Annotated in this window: 16 protein-coding genes, 1 pseudogene and 1 riboswitch; of the genes and pseudogenes, 4 read left to right on the top strand and 13 right to left on the bottom strand. The window is 69.2% G+C overall.

The annotated features are described in order from the left end of the window. From thiL to glyA, 10 genes are all read right to left on the bottom strand, one after another. A partial coding sequence (gene thiL, locus FW784_RS07405; RefSeq protein ID WP_149352716.1) for a thiamine-phosphate kinase occupies positions 1–504 on the bottom strand: 504 nt, incomplete at its 3' end. Positions 505–601: 97 nt separating this feature from the next. Next, positions 602–1,069 carry a transcription antitermination factor NusB gene (gene nusB, locus FW784_RS07400; RefSeq protein ID WP_149352715.1) on the bottom strand — a complete coding sequence of 156 codons (468 nt, stop codon included), beginning with the start codon at positions 1,067–1,069 and terminating at the stop codon, positions 602–604. Next, entirely contained in the window at positions 1,066–1,545 is a 480-nt protein-coding gene (gene ribH / locus FW784_RS07395; RefSeq protein WP_149352714.1) for a 6,7-dimethyl-8-ribityllumazine synthase, read from the bottom strand. Before ribH ends, nusB begins: the two co-directional genes overlap by 4 nt. A gap of 69 nt (positions 1,546–1,614) precedes the next feature. Beyond that, entirely contained in the window at positions 1,615–2,721 is a 1,107-nt protein-coding gene (gene ribB, locus FW784_RS07390) for a 3,4-dihydroxy-2-butanone-4-phosphate synthase (RefSeq protein WP_149352713.1), read from the bottom strand. After that, entirely contained in the window at positions 2,718–3,317 is a 600-nt protein-coding gene (locus FW784_RS07385; protein WP_149352712.1) for a riboflavin synthase, read from the bottom strand. Before FW784_RS07385 ends, ribB begins: the two co-directional genes overlap by 4 nt. Positions 3,318–3,456: 139 nt before the next feature. Continuing rightward, a riboswitch (FMN riboswitch) is annotated at positions 3,457–3,604 on the bottom strand. 80 nt (positions 3,605–3,684) lie between these two features. Beyond that, positions 3,685–4,440 (bottom strand): class I SAM-dependent methyltransferase, encoded by a 756-nt coding sequence (locus FW784_RS07380; RefSeq protein WP_149352711.1) that lies wholly within the window; start codon positions 4,438–4,440, stop codon positions 3,685–3,687. Beyond that, the gene (gene ribD / locus FW784_RS07375; protein ID WP_149352710.1) at positions 4,437–5,534 is read right to left on the bottom strand and encodes a bifunctional diaminohydroxyphosphoribosylaminopyrimidine deaminase/5-amino-6-(5-phosphoribosylamino)uracil reductase RibD; all 1,098 of its coding nucleotides are present in this window, start codon (positions 5,532–5,534) and stop codon (positions 4,437–4,439) included. The genes FW784_RS07380 and ribD overlap by 4 nt, the downstream gene beginning before the upstream one ends. A 150-nt stretch (positions 5,535–5,684) precedes the next feature. Next, complete coding sequence (gene nrdR / locus FW784_RS07370; RefSeq protein ID WP_149352709.1) at positions 5,685–6,209, bottom strand: transcriptional regulator NrdR; 525 nt, start codon at positions 6,207–6,209, stop codon at positions 5,685–5,687. After that, positions 6,209–6,739 carry an energy transducer TonB gene (locus FW784_RS07365; RefSeq protein WP_149352708.1) on the bottom strand — a complete coding sequence of 177 codons (531 nt, stop codon included), beginning with the start codon at positions 6,737–6,739 and terminating at the stop codon, positions 6,209–6,211. Before FW784_RS07365 ends, nrdR begins: the two co-directional genes overlap by 1 nt. Further along, a complete protein-coding gene (gene glyA, locus FW784_RS07360) occupies positions 6,736–7,998 on the bottom strand; it encodes a serine hydroxymethyltransferase (protein ID WP_149352707.1) in 1,263 nt (420 codons plus the stop codon). The genes FW784_RS07365 and glyA overlap by 4 nt, the downstream gene beginning before the upstream one ends. A gap of 185 nt (positions 7,999–8,183) precedes the next feature. On the opposite strand from glyA, the gene ettA reads away from it, so the two are divergent. The 4 genes from ettA (at position 8,184) to FW784_RS07340 (ending at position 11,813) form a co-directional block, all read left to right on the top strand. Beyond that, positions 8,184–9,848, top strand: a complete 1,665-nt coding sequence (ettA, locus tag FW784_RS07355; RefSeq protein WP_149352706.1) for an energy-dependent translational throttle protein EttA — start codon at positions 8,184–8,186, stop codon at positions 9,846–9,848. A 51-nt stretch (positions 9,849–9,899) separates the two neighbouring features. Next, the gene (locus tag FW784_RS07350; RefSeq protein WP_149352705.1) at positions 9,900–10,328 is read left to right on the top strand and encodes a hypothetical protein; all 429 of its coding nucleotides are present in this window, start codon (positions 9,900–9,902) and stop codon (positions 10,326–10,328) included. A 22-nt stretch (positions 10,329–10,350) separates the two neighbouring features. Further along, a complete protein-coding gene (gene pyrF / locus FW784_RS07345) occupies positions 10,351–11,163 on the top strand; it encodes an orotidine-5'-phosphate decarboxylase (protein ID WP_149352704.1) in 813 nt (270 codons plus the stop codon). 98 nt (positions 11,164–11,261) lie between these two features. Further along, positions 11,262–11,813 carry a hypothetical protein gene (locus FW784_RS07340; RefSeq protein ID WP_149352703.1) on the top strand — a complete coding sequence of 184 codons (552 nt, stop codon included), beginning with the start codon at positions 11,262–11,264 and terminating at the stop codon, positions 11,811–11,813. Here the strand turns inward: FW784_RS07340 and FW784_RS07335 are convergent, their stop codons facing one another. From FW784_RS07335 to FW784_RS14320, 3 genes and pseudogenes are all read right to left on the bottom strand, one after another. Then, positions 11,814–12,662, bottom strand: coding sequence for a glycosyltransferase family 2 protein (locus FW784_RS07335; protein WP_149352717.1), 849 nt, complete (start codon positions 12,660–12,662; stop codon positions 11,814–11,816). Between the two features lie 74 nt (positions 12,663–12,736). Continuing rightward, complete coding sequence (gene gspD / locus FW784_RS07330) at positions 12,737–15,019, bottom strand: type II secretion system secretin GspD (protein WP_149352702.1); 2,283 nt, start codon at positions 15,017–15,019, stop codon at positions 12,737–12,739. Positions 15,020–15,027: 8 nt separating this feature from the next. Continuing rightward, positions 15,028–15,350: pseudogene (locus FW784_RS14320) on the bottom strand (hypothetical protein); the annotation flags it as partial.

Here is a 15,350-nt window from a genome sequence, read left to right as displayed (position 1 = left end):
CGCGGCCGCGTCCCCGAGCGTGCCGCTGACCCACACGTCGTCGCCCACGCGCGCCCCGTCCCTGCGCAACGCACGGCCCGGCTCGACGAAGCCGTGCACCGCGATGCAGATCGATAAAGGCCCGCGCGTCGTGTCACCGCCGACCAACGCGACACGGTGCAAGCGCGCGAGCTCGGAGAATCCGTCGAGAAAGCCGTCGAGCCAGTGCGCGTCCGGCGCAGGCAACGAGAGCGACAACACGCACCACGCCGGCGTCGCGCCCATAGCGGCGAGATCCGAGAGGTTGACCGCGAGCGATTTCCACCCGACATCGGCGGCGCGCGTGGCCACCGGGAAATGCACACCCTCGTTGAGCGTGTCCATTGCGACGACGAGCTGGCGGCCCACGGGCACTGCGAGCAAGGCGGCATCGTCGCCAATGCCGAGGATGACGTCGTCGCGGGATACCGCGCGATCGCGGATGCGGGCGATCAAGTCGAATTCTCCGGGCGGCGGGCTGCTCATCGGCGCGGAAGCCCGGGGCGCCGACGTGCGCGCGGCTGCACGGAACATCGCGAATTTCGGCACCCAACGCACGGGCCGGGCATCGACATCCGCTGCGTCAACGGGGCCGGCGCGACGCCTGCACTTCCACCGCGCGCCAGTCGGCGGCCGCGTGGTCGAGCACGCCGTTGACGTAGGTATGGCCGTGTTCGGCACCGAAACGCTTGGCGGTCTCGATCGCCTCGTTGATCACGACCCGGTAGGGCACGTCAGGCCGCATGCGCAGTTCATAGGTGGCGATGCGCAGGACCGCGCGCTCGACCGGGTCCACATGGTCGATGTCACGGTCGAGGAACGGCGCGAGTGCCTCGTCCAGCGCGTCGCGATTGGCGTCGACGCCGTTGACCAGATCCTCGAAATACTCGAGGTCGGCGATCTCGCGCGCCTGTTCGTGCGCGAACTGCGCGACGACCTCGCGCACGGGCGCGCCGGAGAGCTGCCACGCGTAGACCGCCTGCAAGGCACGTCGGCGCGCGCGTGAGCGCAGCACCGGATCAACGCCGTCCTTCCTCGGATGCCTGCTCATTCACGTGCTCCGGGCAGCTGCGTCAGCAGGTGTGCCATTTCGATGGCGACCAGCGCCGCTTCCTCGCCCTTGTTGCCATGACTGCCGCCAGCGCGTGCTTCGGCGTCGTCGAAGCTATCGACTGCCAGCACGCCGTTGGCCACCGGCACGCCGTAATCCAGGCTCACGCGCATCAGGCCGTTGGAACATCCGTCGGCCACCTGTTCGAAATGCCGGGTGTCGCCGCGCACCACGCAACCCAGCCCGATGATCGCCACGTGCGTGCCTGCCTGCGCCAGATGCGCGGCGGCGAGCGGGATTTCCCAGGCGCCGGGCACGCGCACCACGTCGATCGACGCCTCGTCGACGCCGTGGTCCGCGAACGTCTTGCGCGCCCCCGCCACCAGCGTGTCGGTGATGCGGGGGTTCCAGCGGCTGGCGATGATGGCGTAGCGCGCGCCCGACGGGCTGCGCAGGTCGCCTTCGAGATGCGGCATGGGCCAGCGCTTGAAGTGAGGGGACGCAATTCTAGCGGGTCGGCGACAGCGCGCCGGTGAGACAGCCGCTCAGCGCGTCGCGTCGACGTACTCGACGACGTCCAGCCCGAAGCCCGCCAGGCCCACCTGCTTGCGCCGGGTGCCGATCACCCGCAGCCGGCCGAGGCCGAGGTCAGCCAGGATCTGCGCCCCTGCACCGTTCCGGCGCCATTCGGCCAACCCGGCACCGCGGCCCTCGGGGTCCGGCGCCGGCAGCTCACGGATGCGCGCGAGCAGCGAGGCCGGATCGGTCGGCTCCGACAGCAGCACCAACGCGCCGCGCTCCTCCGCGGCGATCCGCGCGAGCACGTCGCCCACGGCCGGGCCGAAGTCGGCACGACGCCAGTGCACGGCGTCGGCCAGCGGATTGAGCATGTGCACGCGCACGAGGGTCGGGATCGCGGGGTCTGGCTCGCCGCGCAGCAGTGCGAAGTGCAGCGCATGGCCCACGCGGTCGCGGTAGACGGCGAGCGTGAACGGCCCATGCTCGGTTTCGATCACACGCGTCTCCACGCGCTCGACCGTGTGCTCGGTCTCCAGGCGACGGCGGATCAGCGATTCGATCGAGCCCATCTTCAGGCCGTGCTCGCGCGCGAACACTTCGAGTTCCGGTCGGCGCGCCATGCCGCCGTCCGGGTTGAGGATCTCGACGAGGACGCCGGCCGGCTCCAGACCCGCCAGCAGCGCGAGGTCGCTGGCTGCCTCGGTGTGGCCCGCGCGGCTCAGCACTCCGCCCGGCTGCGCCATCAGCGGGAAGATGTGGCCGGGCTGGCTGAGGTCGTGCGCGTCCGCGTCCGGCCGCACCGCGGTGCGCACGGTATGCGCGCGGTCGTAGGCGGAAATGCCGGTGGTGACGCCTTCCGCGGCTTCGATCGACACGGTGAAGTTGGTGTGGTGCGGCGAGGTGTTGTCGCGCACCATCGGCGGCAGGCCGAGCTGGCGGCAGCGTTCGCGCGTGAGCGACAGGCACACCAGCCCGCGCGCATGCGTGACCATGAAGTTGATGTCCTGCGGCCGCACCAGCTCGGCGGCCATGATCAGGTCGCCCTCGTTCTCGCGGTCCTCGTCGTCGACGATCACGACCATCCGCCCGTTGCGGATTTCCTCGAGGATCTCGGGAATGGTGGCGAAGCTCAAGCGCGCTCTCCGGTGAGCAGGCGTTCGACGTAACGCGCGACGAGGTCGATCTCGAGGTTCACCGGATCGCCGACGCGGGTCGAACCGAATGCGGTGTTGGCAACGGTATGCGGGACCAGCGCGACTTCGAAACCTTCCGCGTCGACCTCGTTGACGGTGAGGCTCACGCCATCGACGCAGATGGAGCCCTTCTTCGCGATGTAACGCAGCAGCGGAACCGGCGCGGCGAAGCGCCAGCGCTGTGCGCGTGCGTCGTCATGCACCGAGGCCACGGTGCCCACGCCATCGACGTGCCCGCTGACGAGATGTCCGCCAAGGCGGTCCGTTGGTCGCATCGCACGCTCAAGGTTCACGCGCGCGCCCGGGGCGAGCGCGCCGAGCGTCGTGAGCGCAAGCGTTTCGGTCGAAGCATCGGCATCGAACGAGGCCGAATCGAATGCGACCACCGTCAGGCAGACGCCATTGACCGCGATGCTCTCGCCCAGGCGAACGTCATCGACGTCCAGCGTGCCGGTCGCGACGCGCAGGCGAGCGTCGCCGCCGCGCGGTTCCACCGCGGCAATGGTGCCGACGCCTTCGATGATGCCGGTGAACATCAGCGTGCCCCGGTCATCGACGCGGTGCGCGCGGCGTGCATGAAGTGCTCGAGCATGATGCGTCTCTCGCTAAACGGGCGGGCGCACAACGGCTCAAGGCATCAGGCGGAAACACGCGTGGCCGTGGCCTGCATGCGAACGCTGTCTTCCTTCATCCGGACTGTAACCGTCGGCTCCGGTATCGGACCGGATCTGCTGACCTTCCGCGATGCGGAAGCGCTCGCGGGCTCGCGCGGCGTGCCGCGCCTACCGCCGGTGGGGAGTCGCACCCCGCCCTGAAGACGTCATGGATTCCGGCGAACCGGCGTGCGGATTCTAACACCGCGCCTGCACGCGCCCCCGGGAGCACGCGCCGCAGCCGCACGGCTCAGCCCGGCTTGCGGCGCAGGTGCAGGAACAGCGGCCAGCGGATGTGGCGCGTTTGCACGGCGCCCCACGCCTGACGCAGCGCGTCGCGATGAAGCGCGACCGCGTCGTCGCCGGTACGTGCGCGGTGTTGTACGACCGCGGAAAAGCTCGACAGGTAACCGATGAAGCGCTCGAACGACCAGTCGACCTCGAGCGCGAGCGGCGGCGCATCGAGAGGCGCGAAGGGCCAGTCGAAATCGGCGTAGTGGCGCTTGATGAAGTCACGCTCCGTCGGCCAGTCCTGTTCGATGCGCGCACGGAACGGGTCGACGGCAGCGGCCATGCCCTCCGGGATGTCGAAGTCGTCGTAGCCCCAGGCCGCGATGAGACCACCCGGCCGCAGCACGCGGTCGCACTCGACGAAGAATGCCGCCACGTCGAACCAGTGCAGCGCCTGGGCAACGGCGACGAGCTCGACCGACCGGTCGCCCAGCGACGTGTGTTCGCCCGGCTCGTTCGCGAGCGTGACATTGGGTGCAACGGCTTCGCGCGCCCAGTGCTGGGCGAGTTGTTGCGCACTCGGGTCGGTCGCATGCACGTGTGCAGAGCGCGGCGCGAGGTCGCGCGTGGCCTGCCCGCTGCCGCAGCCGGGTTCCCAGACGCGTGCGGACGGCGGCACGAAACGCGCGATCGCGTCGAACAGCGCCGGCGGGTAGTGCGGGCGCGCCGCCACGTAGGCCTGCGCGACGCCGGAGAAATGATCCCGGACGGTCACGGCGCAGGCCTCAGCAACAGGCGCAGGTCGTCGCCGGTCTGTCGCGTGTCCACGATGCGCAGCGCGCGTCTCTCCGCCATCTGCTGGATATCGAGGCCGTCGAACAACGGGCGCGCGGTGGCACCGAGCAGCAGGGGCGCGACGTAGAGCAGCAGCTCGTCGACGAGGCCGGAGGCGAGGAACGCGCCCGCCAGCGTCGCACCGGCTTCGAGCTGCACCTCGTTGATCTTGCGCTCTCCGAGCAGCCGCATGACCGCGTCCAGGTCGAAGCGTCCGCCCTCCACGGGCGCCGCCGCCATCTGTGCGTCGCACTCGCGCGGGACGCGTACGTCGGGCGCGTGGATGTAGAGCGTGGGCGCGTCGCCCTCACGGATACGGCCGCGGCGGATCGTGGCCAGGCCCGGATCGAGCACCACGCGCAACGGCGGCACGAACGGGGTGTCGTCGCCGAGGCGCACCGTGAGTTGTGGGTCGTCGGCCAGCACGGTGCCGGCGCCGGTCATCAGCGCGGATGCGTGCGCGCGCCAGCGCTGCACGTCCATCCGCGAGGCTTCGCTGCTGATCCACCGCGAGTCGCCGCTCGCCAGCGCGGTGCGGCCGTCGATGCTCATCGCAATCTTGACGCGCAGCCAAGGCCGGCCGCGTTCGACGCGCGACAGGAAGCCGCGGTTGAGTTCGCGTGCCTGCGACTCCATCAGCCCGGATTCGACATCGATCCCGGCTGCGCGCAGCTTCTCGAAGCCGGCGCCGTCGACCTGCGGAAACGGATCGCGCATGGCGCCGACCACGCGCGTCACGCCGGCGTCGATCAGTGCATCGGCGCACGGCGCGGTGCGGCCGGTATGCGAGCACGGCTCGAGCGTCACGTATGCGGTCGCGCCACGCGCGCGTTCGCCGGCGGCTTGCAGTGCCACAACTTCCGCGTGCGGGCCGCCCGCGCGTTCGTGGAACCCTTCGCCGACGACTTCGCCATCGCGCACCAGCACGCAACCCACCATCGGGTTCGGACGCGTCGTGTAGGCGCCGCGTTCGGCGAGCCGCAGCGCACGCGCCATGATCGCGTGGTCGAGGGCGGTGAATGCGACGTCGGGCATGGTGGCTACCGGTGTGGACAGGACGATGCGCCGATCAGGCGCGTACTCGTGGCTGGATCATCGCCTCGCAGTCGCGCTGCGGATCCGTGAGGTCGCGAATGCCGGCGCATCAGCGGTCGCCGCCCGATGCCCCGGGGGGCATCGGCGCCGTCAACGTCGGCGGCCCTTCTCGGGTTTCGCTTCTTCCTCGCCCAGCAGACGCAGCTGGCCTTCACCGGGCGCCACGTCACGCTCGAGCCTGTCGAGTTCCTCGCGGAAATCGGCCACGTCCTCGAAAGCGCGGTACACCGAGGCGAAACGCACGTAGGCGACATGATCGAGCTTGCGCAGCTCCGCCATGACGAATTCACCAATGCGCCGGGATGGCACTTCGCGTTCGGTGGTCATGCGCAGCTGGTGGACAACCGAGCGCACGGCGGCCTCGATCTGCTCCTCCGGCACCGGGCGTTTCTGCAGCGCGCGGTCGAAGCCGGTGCGCAGCTTGCGAGCGTCGAAGGACTCGCGGCGGCCGTCGCCCTTGATGATCAGCGGCAGCTTCAGCTCGATGGTTTCCAGCGTCGAACAACGCTCGCCGCAGGCCTCGCAGACGCGACGACGACGGATCGTCGCCCCGTCCTCGGACACGCGCGAATCGATTACGCGGGTGTCCTGGTGCTGGCAGAACGGACAGTGCATCAGTGACGGCGGCCCGTGCCCTGCACGCCCGCGCTGCGCCCGTACCTGACCACGACGACCGTGGCGCCCACCGTCGCGGCACCGTCGAACCGCGCCGGCGTGAACCGGCTGCGCATGACGGTGCGCGCGGCGGCGGTGTCGAAGCCCGAGGCCGTCGCACAGATCGGTTCGGCGCGCTGCGGTTCGCCATCGGCGCCTACGAGCGTGGCGACCACGACGGTGACATCCCGCGGCGCGAGTCCGGCCGGCATGACGAGCTTGCCCCAGCGATCGACGGTGGCGCGCTCACGCGTGGCCGCGTTGGCCGGCGGTACCGGCCATGCGTCGCCGAATACCTGCCCGAGGCTCTGACCCGGATGGCGTTCGAGATCGCCGGCCATGCACGTGATCGGGGCGTCATGCGCCGCCGGATCGGTGTAGTCCAGGCCGGATGAGACGGCGTGGCCCGCATCCGCGGCACCGCCGTCCATCGATTGCGCGCCCGCCACCGCGGGCAGCAGGAGCATCCACATCAACGCGGCGCGCGTCATGCCTGCACTCCGTACACCGGCAAGCGCCTGCATTGCGCCTGCACCTGGGTGCGCACGCGCTCGAGCACCGCCTCATCCTTCGGATTGTCGAGCACGTCGGCGATCCAGTTGGCGAGGTCGACGCAGTCCGCTTCCACGTAACCACGCGTGGTCACCGCCGGCGTTCCGAGGCGCAGGCCCGACGTCACGAACGGCGAGCGCGGATCACCGGGCACCGCGTTCTTGTTGACCGTGATGTGCGCGAGGCCGAGCGCGGCTTCGGCGTCCTTGCCACTGACGTCGCGACCGATCATGTCGACCAGCATCAGGTGGTTTTCGGTGCCGCCTGACACGACCTTGTACCCGCGCTGCATCAGGGTGTTGGCCATCGCCTGCGCGTTCCTGACGACCTGCTGCTGATACGCCTTGAAGCCGGGCTCGAGCGCTTCCTTGAACGCCAACGCCTTGGCGGCGATGACGTGCATCAGCGGCCCGCCCTGGATGCCCGGGAACACGATGCTCTGCAGCTTCTTGGTCAGCTCTTCGGTCGCGTTCTTGGCGACGATGATTCCGCCGCGCGGGCCGCGCAGCGTCTTGTGCGTGGTCGAGGTCACGACATGCGCGTGCGGCAACGGCGACGGGTACACGCCAGCGGCCACGAGCCCAGCGATGTGGGCCATGTCGACGAAGAAGATTGCGTCGACCGCGTCGGCGATTTCGCGCATGCGCGCCCAGTCGACGATCTGCGAGTACGCGGAGAATCCGGCGACGAGCATCTTCGGCTTGTGCTCCCGCGCGAGGCGTTCGACCTCGGCGTAGTCGATGAAGCCGTTTTCATCGACACCGTATTGCACGGCGTTGTAGATCTTGCCCGACAGGTTCACCTTCGCGCCGTGCGTGAGGTGGCCGCCGTGGGCGAGCGACATGCCGAGGATCGTGTCGCCTGGATTGAGCAGCGCGAAATAGACGGCCTGGTTGGCCTGCGAGCCCGAGTGCGGCTGCACGTTGGCGTAGTCGGCGTCGAAGAGCTGCTTGCAGCGCTCGATCGCGAGCCTCTCGGCGACGTCCACGTATTCGCAGCCGCCGTAATAGCGCTTGCCGGGGTAGCCCTCGGCGTACTTGTTGGTCAGCACGCTGCCCTGCGCCTCGAGCACGCGCGGGCTGGCGTAGTTCTCGCTGGCGATCAGTTCGACGTGGTCTTCCTGCCGTCGCGCCTCGTTGGCGATGGCGGCGGCGAGTTCGGGGTCATAGCCTTCAATACGGGCATCACGCGGAAACATCGCCACTCCGGGGGTCAGGAATGGCTGAATTCTAGCCCCTCGCGACCACCCGCCGGGCCCGTAAACCGGCGGCGGGGCCTTATAATTCACGGCTATCCCGTATTCCCGGCCCTGCCCCGCGCAGGTCGCCGCCGCCTGCCCAGCGGCGCCCGCTTCGGGCGCGCGCCTGATCGACCGGAGTCACCATGTCGCAATACATCTACACGATGAACGGTGTCAGCAAGACCGTTCCGCCCAAGCGCCAGATCATCAAGGACATCTCGCTCTCGTTCTTCCCGGGCGCGAAGATCGGCCTGCTGGGCCTGAACGGTTCCGGCAAGTCGACCGTCCTCAAGATCATGGCGGGCGTCGACAGCGATTTCGTCGGCGAAGCCCGACCGCAGCCGGGCATCAAGGTCGGGTATCTCGCGCAGGAGCCCGAACTCAACCCCGAACACACCGTGCGACAGGCGGTCGAGGAAGGCGTCGGCGAGGTGCTGAAGGCGCAGGCGCGCCTGGAAGAGGTCTACGCGGCGTATGCCGAGGACGGCGCCGATTTCGACGCACTTGCCAAGGAACAGGAGCGCCTCGAGGCGATCCTGGCCGCGGGCGACGCCCATACGCTCGAAAACCAGCTCGAAGTCGCCGCTGACGCGCTGCGCCTGCCGCCTTGGGAGGCGGTCGTCGGCAAACTGTCCGGCGGCGAGAAGCGCCGCGTCGCCCTGTGCCGCCTGCTGCTGCAGAAGCCGGACATGCTGCTGCTCGACGAACCGACCAACCATCTCGACGCCGAATCCGTCGAATGGCTCGAGCAGTTCCTCGCGCGCTACACCGGCACCGTGGTGGCCGTCACGCATGACCGCTACTTCCTCGACAACGCGGCCGAGTGGATCCTCGAGCTCGACCGCGGCCGCGGCATTCCGTGGAAGGGCAACTACACCGACTGGCTGACCCAGAAGGACGAGCGCCTGAAGCAGGAAGAAGGCCAGGAGAAATCGCGCCAGAAGGCGATCCAGAAGGAGCTGGAGTGGGCGCGGCAGAACGCGAAGGGCGGCCGCTCCAAGGGCAAGGCGCGCCTGTCGCGCATCGAGGAGCTGCAGTCGGTCGACTACCAGCGTCGCCAGGAGACCAACGAGATCTTCATCCCGCCGGGCGAGCGCCTTGGCCAGAAGGTCGTCGAATTCAAGAACGTGTCGAAGAAGTTCGGCGACCGCCTGCTGATCGACGACCTCTCGTTCTCGATTCCGGCGGGCGCGATCGTCGGCATCATCGGCCCGAACGGCGCCGGCAAGTCGACGCTGTTCAAGATGATCATCGGCCAGGAAAAGCCGGACTCCGGCGAGATCGACATGGGCTCGACGGTCAAGCTCGCGTACGTCGACCAGAGCCGCGACGCGCTGACCGGCAACCACAACGTGTTCCAGGAGGTGTCGGGCGGGCTCGACATCCTCAACATCAACGGCATCGAGATCCAGTCGCGCGCGTATATCGGCCGCTTCAACTTCAAGGGCCAGGACCAGCAGAAGATGGTCGGCACGCTGTCGGGCGGTGAACGCGGCCGGCTGCACATGGCCAAGACGCTGCTGCAGGGCGGCAACGTCCTGCTGCTCGACGAACCGTCCAACGATCTCGACATCGAGACGCTGCGTGCGCTCGAGGACGCGCTGCTCGAGTTCCCGGGCAACACGTTCGTGATTTCGCATGACCGCTGGTTCCTCGACCGCATCGCGACGCACATCCTGGCGTTCGAAGGCAACTCGCACGTCGAGTTCTTCCAGGGCAACTACCGCGAGTACGAGGAAGACAAGAAGCGTCGCCTCGGTGCCGAAGGCGCGCAGCCGCACCGCCTGCGCTTCAAGGCGCTCAAGTAATCGTGACCCAACGCCCGCCTTTCCGGCGGGCGTTCCACATGGAGTCTCGCCATGGCTACGGACGTCAACCGGATGTTGCTGCTCGGCGCGGCGCTGAGTGCGCTCGCCGCGGTCCTACACCTGGCCGTGATCGCGGGCGGCCCGCACTGGTATCGCTTCTTTGGCGCCGGCGAACGCATGGCGAGGCTCGCCGAAGCGCACAGCCCGGTGCCGACGATGGTGACGCTGGGCATCGCCGCGGTGCTGGCGGCGTGGGCCGCCTACGCGGCGTCGGGCGCGGGCTTGCTCAGGTCGCTGCCATTCACCGGCCCCGCGCTGGTGGTGATCACCGCGGTCTACGTGTTGCGCGGGCTGGCGCTCGCGCCCGCGGCCGTCGTGCCCGCGATGCGCACGCCGTTCAACCTGTGGAGCTCCGCCATCTGCCTGGCGATCGGCGTGGTACACGCCATCGGCCTGTGGCAGGTGTGGAAGCGCCTTTGACCTCGCGCCCCGGAGGCGACCGATGAGCTTCATGACCGCGCTACGCCACCGCTGGCAGACGGCGAACTCGCTGGTGTGCGTCGGGCTGGACCCGGAACCGGCGAGATTCCCGACGCGCTTCGCGAACGATCCCGACGCCATCTTCGCGTTCTGCCGCGACATCGCCGACGCCACCGCCAAGTACGCGTGCGCATTCAAACCGCAGATCGCGCACTTCGCCGCGCTGGCCGCGGAGCCCGCGCTCGAGCGCCTGGTCGCGCACCTTAAATCGGCGCACCCCGAGGTGCCGGTGATCCTCGACAGCAAGCGCGGCGACATCGGCAGCACCGCCCGGCATTACGCCACCGAGGCGTTCGACCGCTACGGCGCCGATGCGGTCACGGTGAATCCCTACCTCGGCCGCGACGCGCTGGAGCCGTTCCTCGACCGCGCCGACCGCGGCGTCGTCATCCTCTGTCGCACGTCCAACCAAGGCGCGGGCGAGTTGCAGGACATGCTGGTCGCCGGCCGACCGCTCTACCAGCACGTCGCCGAAAAGGCGGCGCTGGAGTGGAATACGAACGGCAATGTCGCGCTGGTCGTCGGCGCGACTTGGCCGGAGCAGTTGTCGGACGTGCGCGCACTGGTGAAGGACGTGCCGCTGCTGGTGCCCGGCGTGGGCGCGCAGGGCGGTGATGCCGCGGCCGTGGTATCGAACGCGAAGACGCACGACGGCACCGGATTGATGATCAGCTCGTCGCGTGCGGTGCTCTACGCATCGTCGGGCGATGACTACGCCGAGGCCGCCGCCACGGCGGCGCGTGACCTTCGCGACGCGATCAACCTGCATCGCTGAGGCGTCGGTCGCGGTCGTGGCATTCAGCTTTGGTGACCGGCCGTGACGGCCGGCGGGCACGCGCGCTGCTAGCGTCGCTGCAGACCCGGGAGATCACCATGCCGACGTGCCGCTGTCTCGCCTTCGCCGCGCTGCTGCTCGCCGCGAGTACGCCCGCGTTCGCACAGCAGTCGCAGTCGCAGTCGCAGTCGCAGTCGCAGGACGACGCTACGCGCTCGGCCACCGCATGGAATTCGCCCGAATGGTGGGTGGACGTGAACGTGGCGTCGCACCATTTCGGCAGCGCGGATGCGTACCTCGGCCCGGGCGAGCACTTCAACCAGGCCAACTACGGCGCCGGCGTCGAGCTGGAGTGGCAGCCGCGGCACGGCGCATCCGCGGGCTACTACCGCAACTCCGTATACGCCGACTCCTGGTACGCGCTGTACCACTACACGCCGCTGCAACTGGGGCGGCATGTACGTCTCGGCGCCATGGTCGGGCTGGTCAGTGGATATCCCGGCTACGACGGCCATGCCGGCCCGGCGGCCGCGCTGGTCGCGAAAATCGAATATCGGCGTGTCGGCGCCAATCTCGTCTACCTGCCGCACGTGCCGGGTTCGACGCCCAACACGCTCGGGCTGCAGCTCAAGTTCCGGCTCGGGCGCTGATCAAAGCACCGCGCGCAACCAAGCGCGCAGCGCGGCGAAGCAGAACCGCAGCATGATCGCGAGCCCGATCGCGGCACGCAGGGGCGCGCTGCGCTGCGGCGCCTCGAAGCACTGGAAATAGCGCCACAGCCCGCGATGCTTGTGCCACTCGACGAAGAACGGCCGGGACCGGCTCGACACGCCGCGCAGGTGCACCACGCGAACCTCGTTGGCGACGGCCACGGTGCCGCCCACGGCACGCACGCGACGACACAGGTCCAGGTCCTCGGCATGCAGCCGGTAGCCCTCGTCGAAGCCCCCTGCGGCATCGAACAGCGTGCGCGGCATCAGCATCAGCGCGCCCGACACCGCGTCCACCACTTGCACCGGCTCGCCGTTCGACGGCACCGAAACGTTCGAACGCGCCGCGCCGAGAGCCGCGGTGAGCATCGCCGTGAAATCGGGATCGCGACGGCGCGACGCCGGGTCGGGCACGCCGTCCTCGTCGACCAGTTCGCAACCGAGCAGCGCCGGGGCAACGCGCGACGCCAGCATCCGCATGCGCGACAGGCTGTCGGGCTCCGCGAGGCAATCGGGATTCACGAACGCGATCCAGGGATCGGTCGCCGCGTGCGCGCCCTGGTTGCACGCGACCGCAAACCCCGGGTTGTCCGGATTGGCAATGAATTTGAGTCGTGGCTCGCTGGCGGCGACCCGCTGCACGATGCCGACGGTGCCGTCGTCCGATCCGTTGTCGACCACGCGGATCGCGGTCACGCCCTCCGCGGCGCGCAGGCGTTGCAGGCACAGCTCGATGGTCTCCGCACTGCGGTAACTGACCACCACCGCGACGATGCCATCCCCGCTCATGCGGATCGTCGCGAATGCATGCAGGCCGATGCCGGCACGTTGGACATCGGCCATGCGGGCATCGCCGCCATCGGTCAGCGCACGTTGATGCCGGTCTTGCGCCGCGCAGCGCGGTGCAGCGGTTCCATCGCGCGGAATCGCTGCGTGTATTCGTCGGTGAGGTTGCGCACCTCCTGCGGATTGCGCACCACCGTGGGTGTAAGCAGCACGATGACTTCATTGCGGTCGGTGCGGGAGTTCTGACGGCCGAACAACCCACCCAGCACCGGAATGCGGCTCAGGCCCGGGAAGCCCGACGAACCGCGCGTCACGCCGTCGCTGATGAGGCCGGCGAGCATCACGGTGTCGCCGCTCTGCACGGCCGTTTCGGTCTTCACCTTGCGCGTGTCGATACGCACGTTGCCGTTGCGATCGGCGACGGTGCCGGGCGAGCTGACTTCCTGCACGATGTCGAGGAACACCATGCCGTCGCGCGTGATGCGCGGGCGCACCTTGAGGATGATGCCGGTGTCCAGGTACTGCACCTGGCTGTAAGTCGTGCCGCCATTGCCGGTGCCCGGGTCGACCGTGACCGACGAGATCGGGATGCGGCTGCCCACGTTGAGCGTGGCCTCGGCGTTGTTGCGCACGAATACCGACGGCGTCTGCAGCAGCTGCAGGTCGGTGACCTGGTCGAGCGCATTGATCACCGCGGCGGCGTTCTTGCCGAGGAACGTCCAGGCCATGCCGGGATTGACCACATCGGCCGGGCGGATGCTGCCGCGCAGGTCGCCCCAGATGTTGCGGCCGGCCGCGTTGGGCAGGCCCGCACCGCCGACGCTGGTTGGATCACTCACCGCCTGCTCGAAGAACCAGTTGACGCCGTACTGGAGCGCGCCGCTGAGCTGCACCTCCACCACCTGCGCCTCGATCTGCACCTGCATCGGCATCACGTCGAGGCGTTCGATCACGTCGCGGATCGATCGCCACGCCTGCGGCGTCGAGCGCACGAGCAGCGAGTTGGTTTCGTCCACCGCCGATACGCCGACGCGCTGGCCGTCGACCGCCAGGCTCACGCTGCCGTTGCCGCCAGTGCGCGGATTGAGCGAGAGCGACGAAGACATGCCGCCGCTATCGCTGCCGCCCGTCCCGGGGCCGACGACGCCATCGTTCTTGCCGCCGATGTTCGCGCTCGCGCCGCCGTCGGTGTCGCGCAACTCGGTCGAATTCAGCCCCGGCATCAGCGTGGGTTGCGCGCCCGAGTCAGCGCCGCCGCCGCGGCTGCCGCCGAAGACTTCGGCGAGGCGGTCGGCCAGGTCCTTTGCCTTGATGTACTTGAGTTCGTACGAATACAGCCGCGGCTCGCCGCCGGCGCCGTCGATCCGCTCCAGCCACTGCTGGATGTCGTCCAGGTAGCCGGCCTGCGACGTGATCACCATGACCGCGTTCGCGCCCTCGAGCGGCAGGAAGCGGAACATGCCGGCGACCGGCGACTTGCTGGTCTCGCCGAACACCTTCTCGAGGTCGGCCACCACGGCGGTGGCACGGCCCGACTGCAACGGAAACACGCCGACCGACATGCCGGCGAGCCAGTCCACGTCGAAGGTCTGGATGGTGCGCAGGTAGTTTTCGAGTTCCGCGCGGGTGCCCGCCACGGTGATGATGTTGCGGCCGTTGTCGACGTTGACGATCGCGTTCGGCCGCGCATACGGCTTCAGGATCTTCTCCATCTCCGTCGCCGACACGTACTTGAGCGGCACGGTGCGCGCTTCGAAACCGCGCGCACTCGACGCGGGGCCCGTGCGCGGCGCGACCGTGCCGGCGAGGGCCTGGTCGGCGGGCACGATGTTGTAGCGCCCGCCGGTGTAGACCATGCGCGCGTTGTTCCAGCCCAGCACCATCTCGAGCAGGTTGAGCGCTTCGGCGGGGCTCACGGGCTTGGGCGTGGCAAGCGTGACCGTGCCCTGCACGCCCGGGGCGATCACGTAGTTCTGCCCGAGCATGTCGCCGAGGATCGCCTTGACGACGGCCTGCACCGACTCGCCTTCGAAGTTGAACGTGGCTGCGCCACTGCTGGCGCCCAGGCGCGACGGCGGCGCGCTGGCGACGCGACGGTTGATCACCTCCCCGTTGCCGCGGTGGATCTGCGCGCGCGGACCCTCGGACTGCGCGCCAAGCGGCGTGGTCACCACGTCACCGTTCGCGTTCGTGGTCGCGGCCGACGAAGTGCCGGCCACCGGGCCGTCGAGCCGACCGTTGCGTGCGACGCGTGGCGGCACGGCGGTCGCGCATCCGGCAAGCAGCGAGGCGATCGTCAGTGCGACGGTGCCGTGGCGCAGCGCGGGACGGAAGGATTCAGCGGAAGGCAAGAGATTCATGCGGGGACTCAGCGGTTCGCGGGCGGAGGCGGCGAGGCGACCTTCGCGGGCGGGTTGGCGTTCTGCGCGTTGCGGCGCATCTCTTCGCGTCGTGCTTCGATGCGCTGGCGGATCTGCTCGATCTGTGCGGGATCGGGCATCGTGGCGGCATCGGTGGCGGGCGGCGCGGGCGTGGACGGCGGTGGCGCGGGTCTGGGCACCGGCATGGGGCTGCCGGTCATGGCGGGGGAATCCGGAGGCGTGGTCGCCGGCGGCATGCCGGGCGCCTGCGCTCCCTTGCCGTCGAAAACGCGCAGCGCGAGTTCCTTGCGACCGCCCGGCCCTTCGAACA

The sequence above is a fragment of the Cognatilysobacter lacus genome, from assembly GCF_008274655.1.
Lineage (GTDB): Bacteria > Pseudomonadota > Gammaproteobacteria > Xanthomonadales > Xanthomonadaceae > Cognatilysobacter > Cognatilysobacter lacus.
The sequence above is the reverse complement of the archived record's forward strand: the minus strand, read 5'-3'. Positions and strand labels throughout refer to the sequence as shown.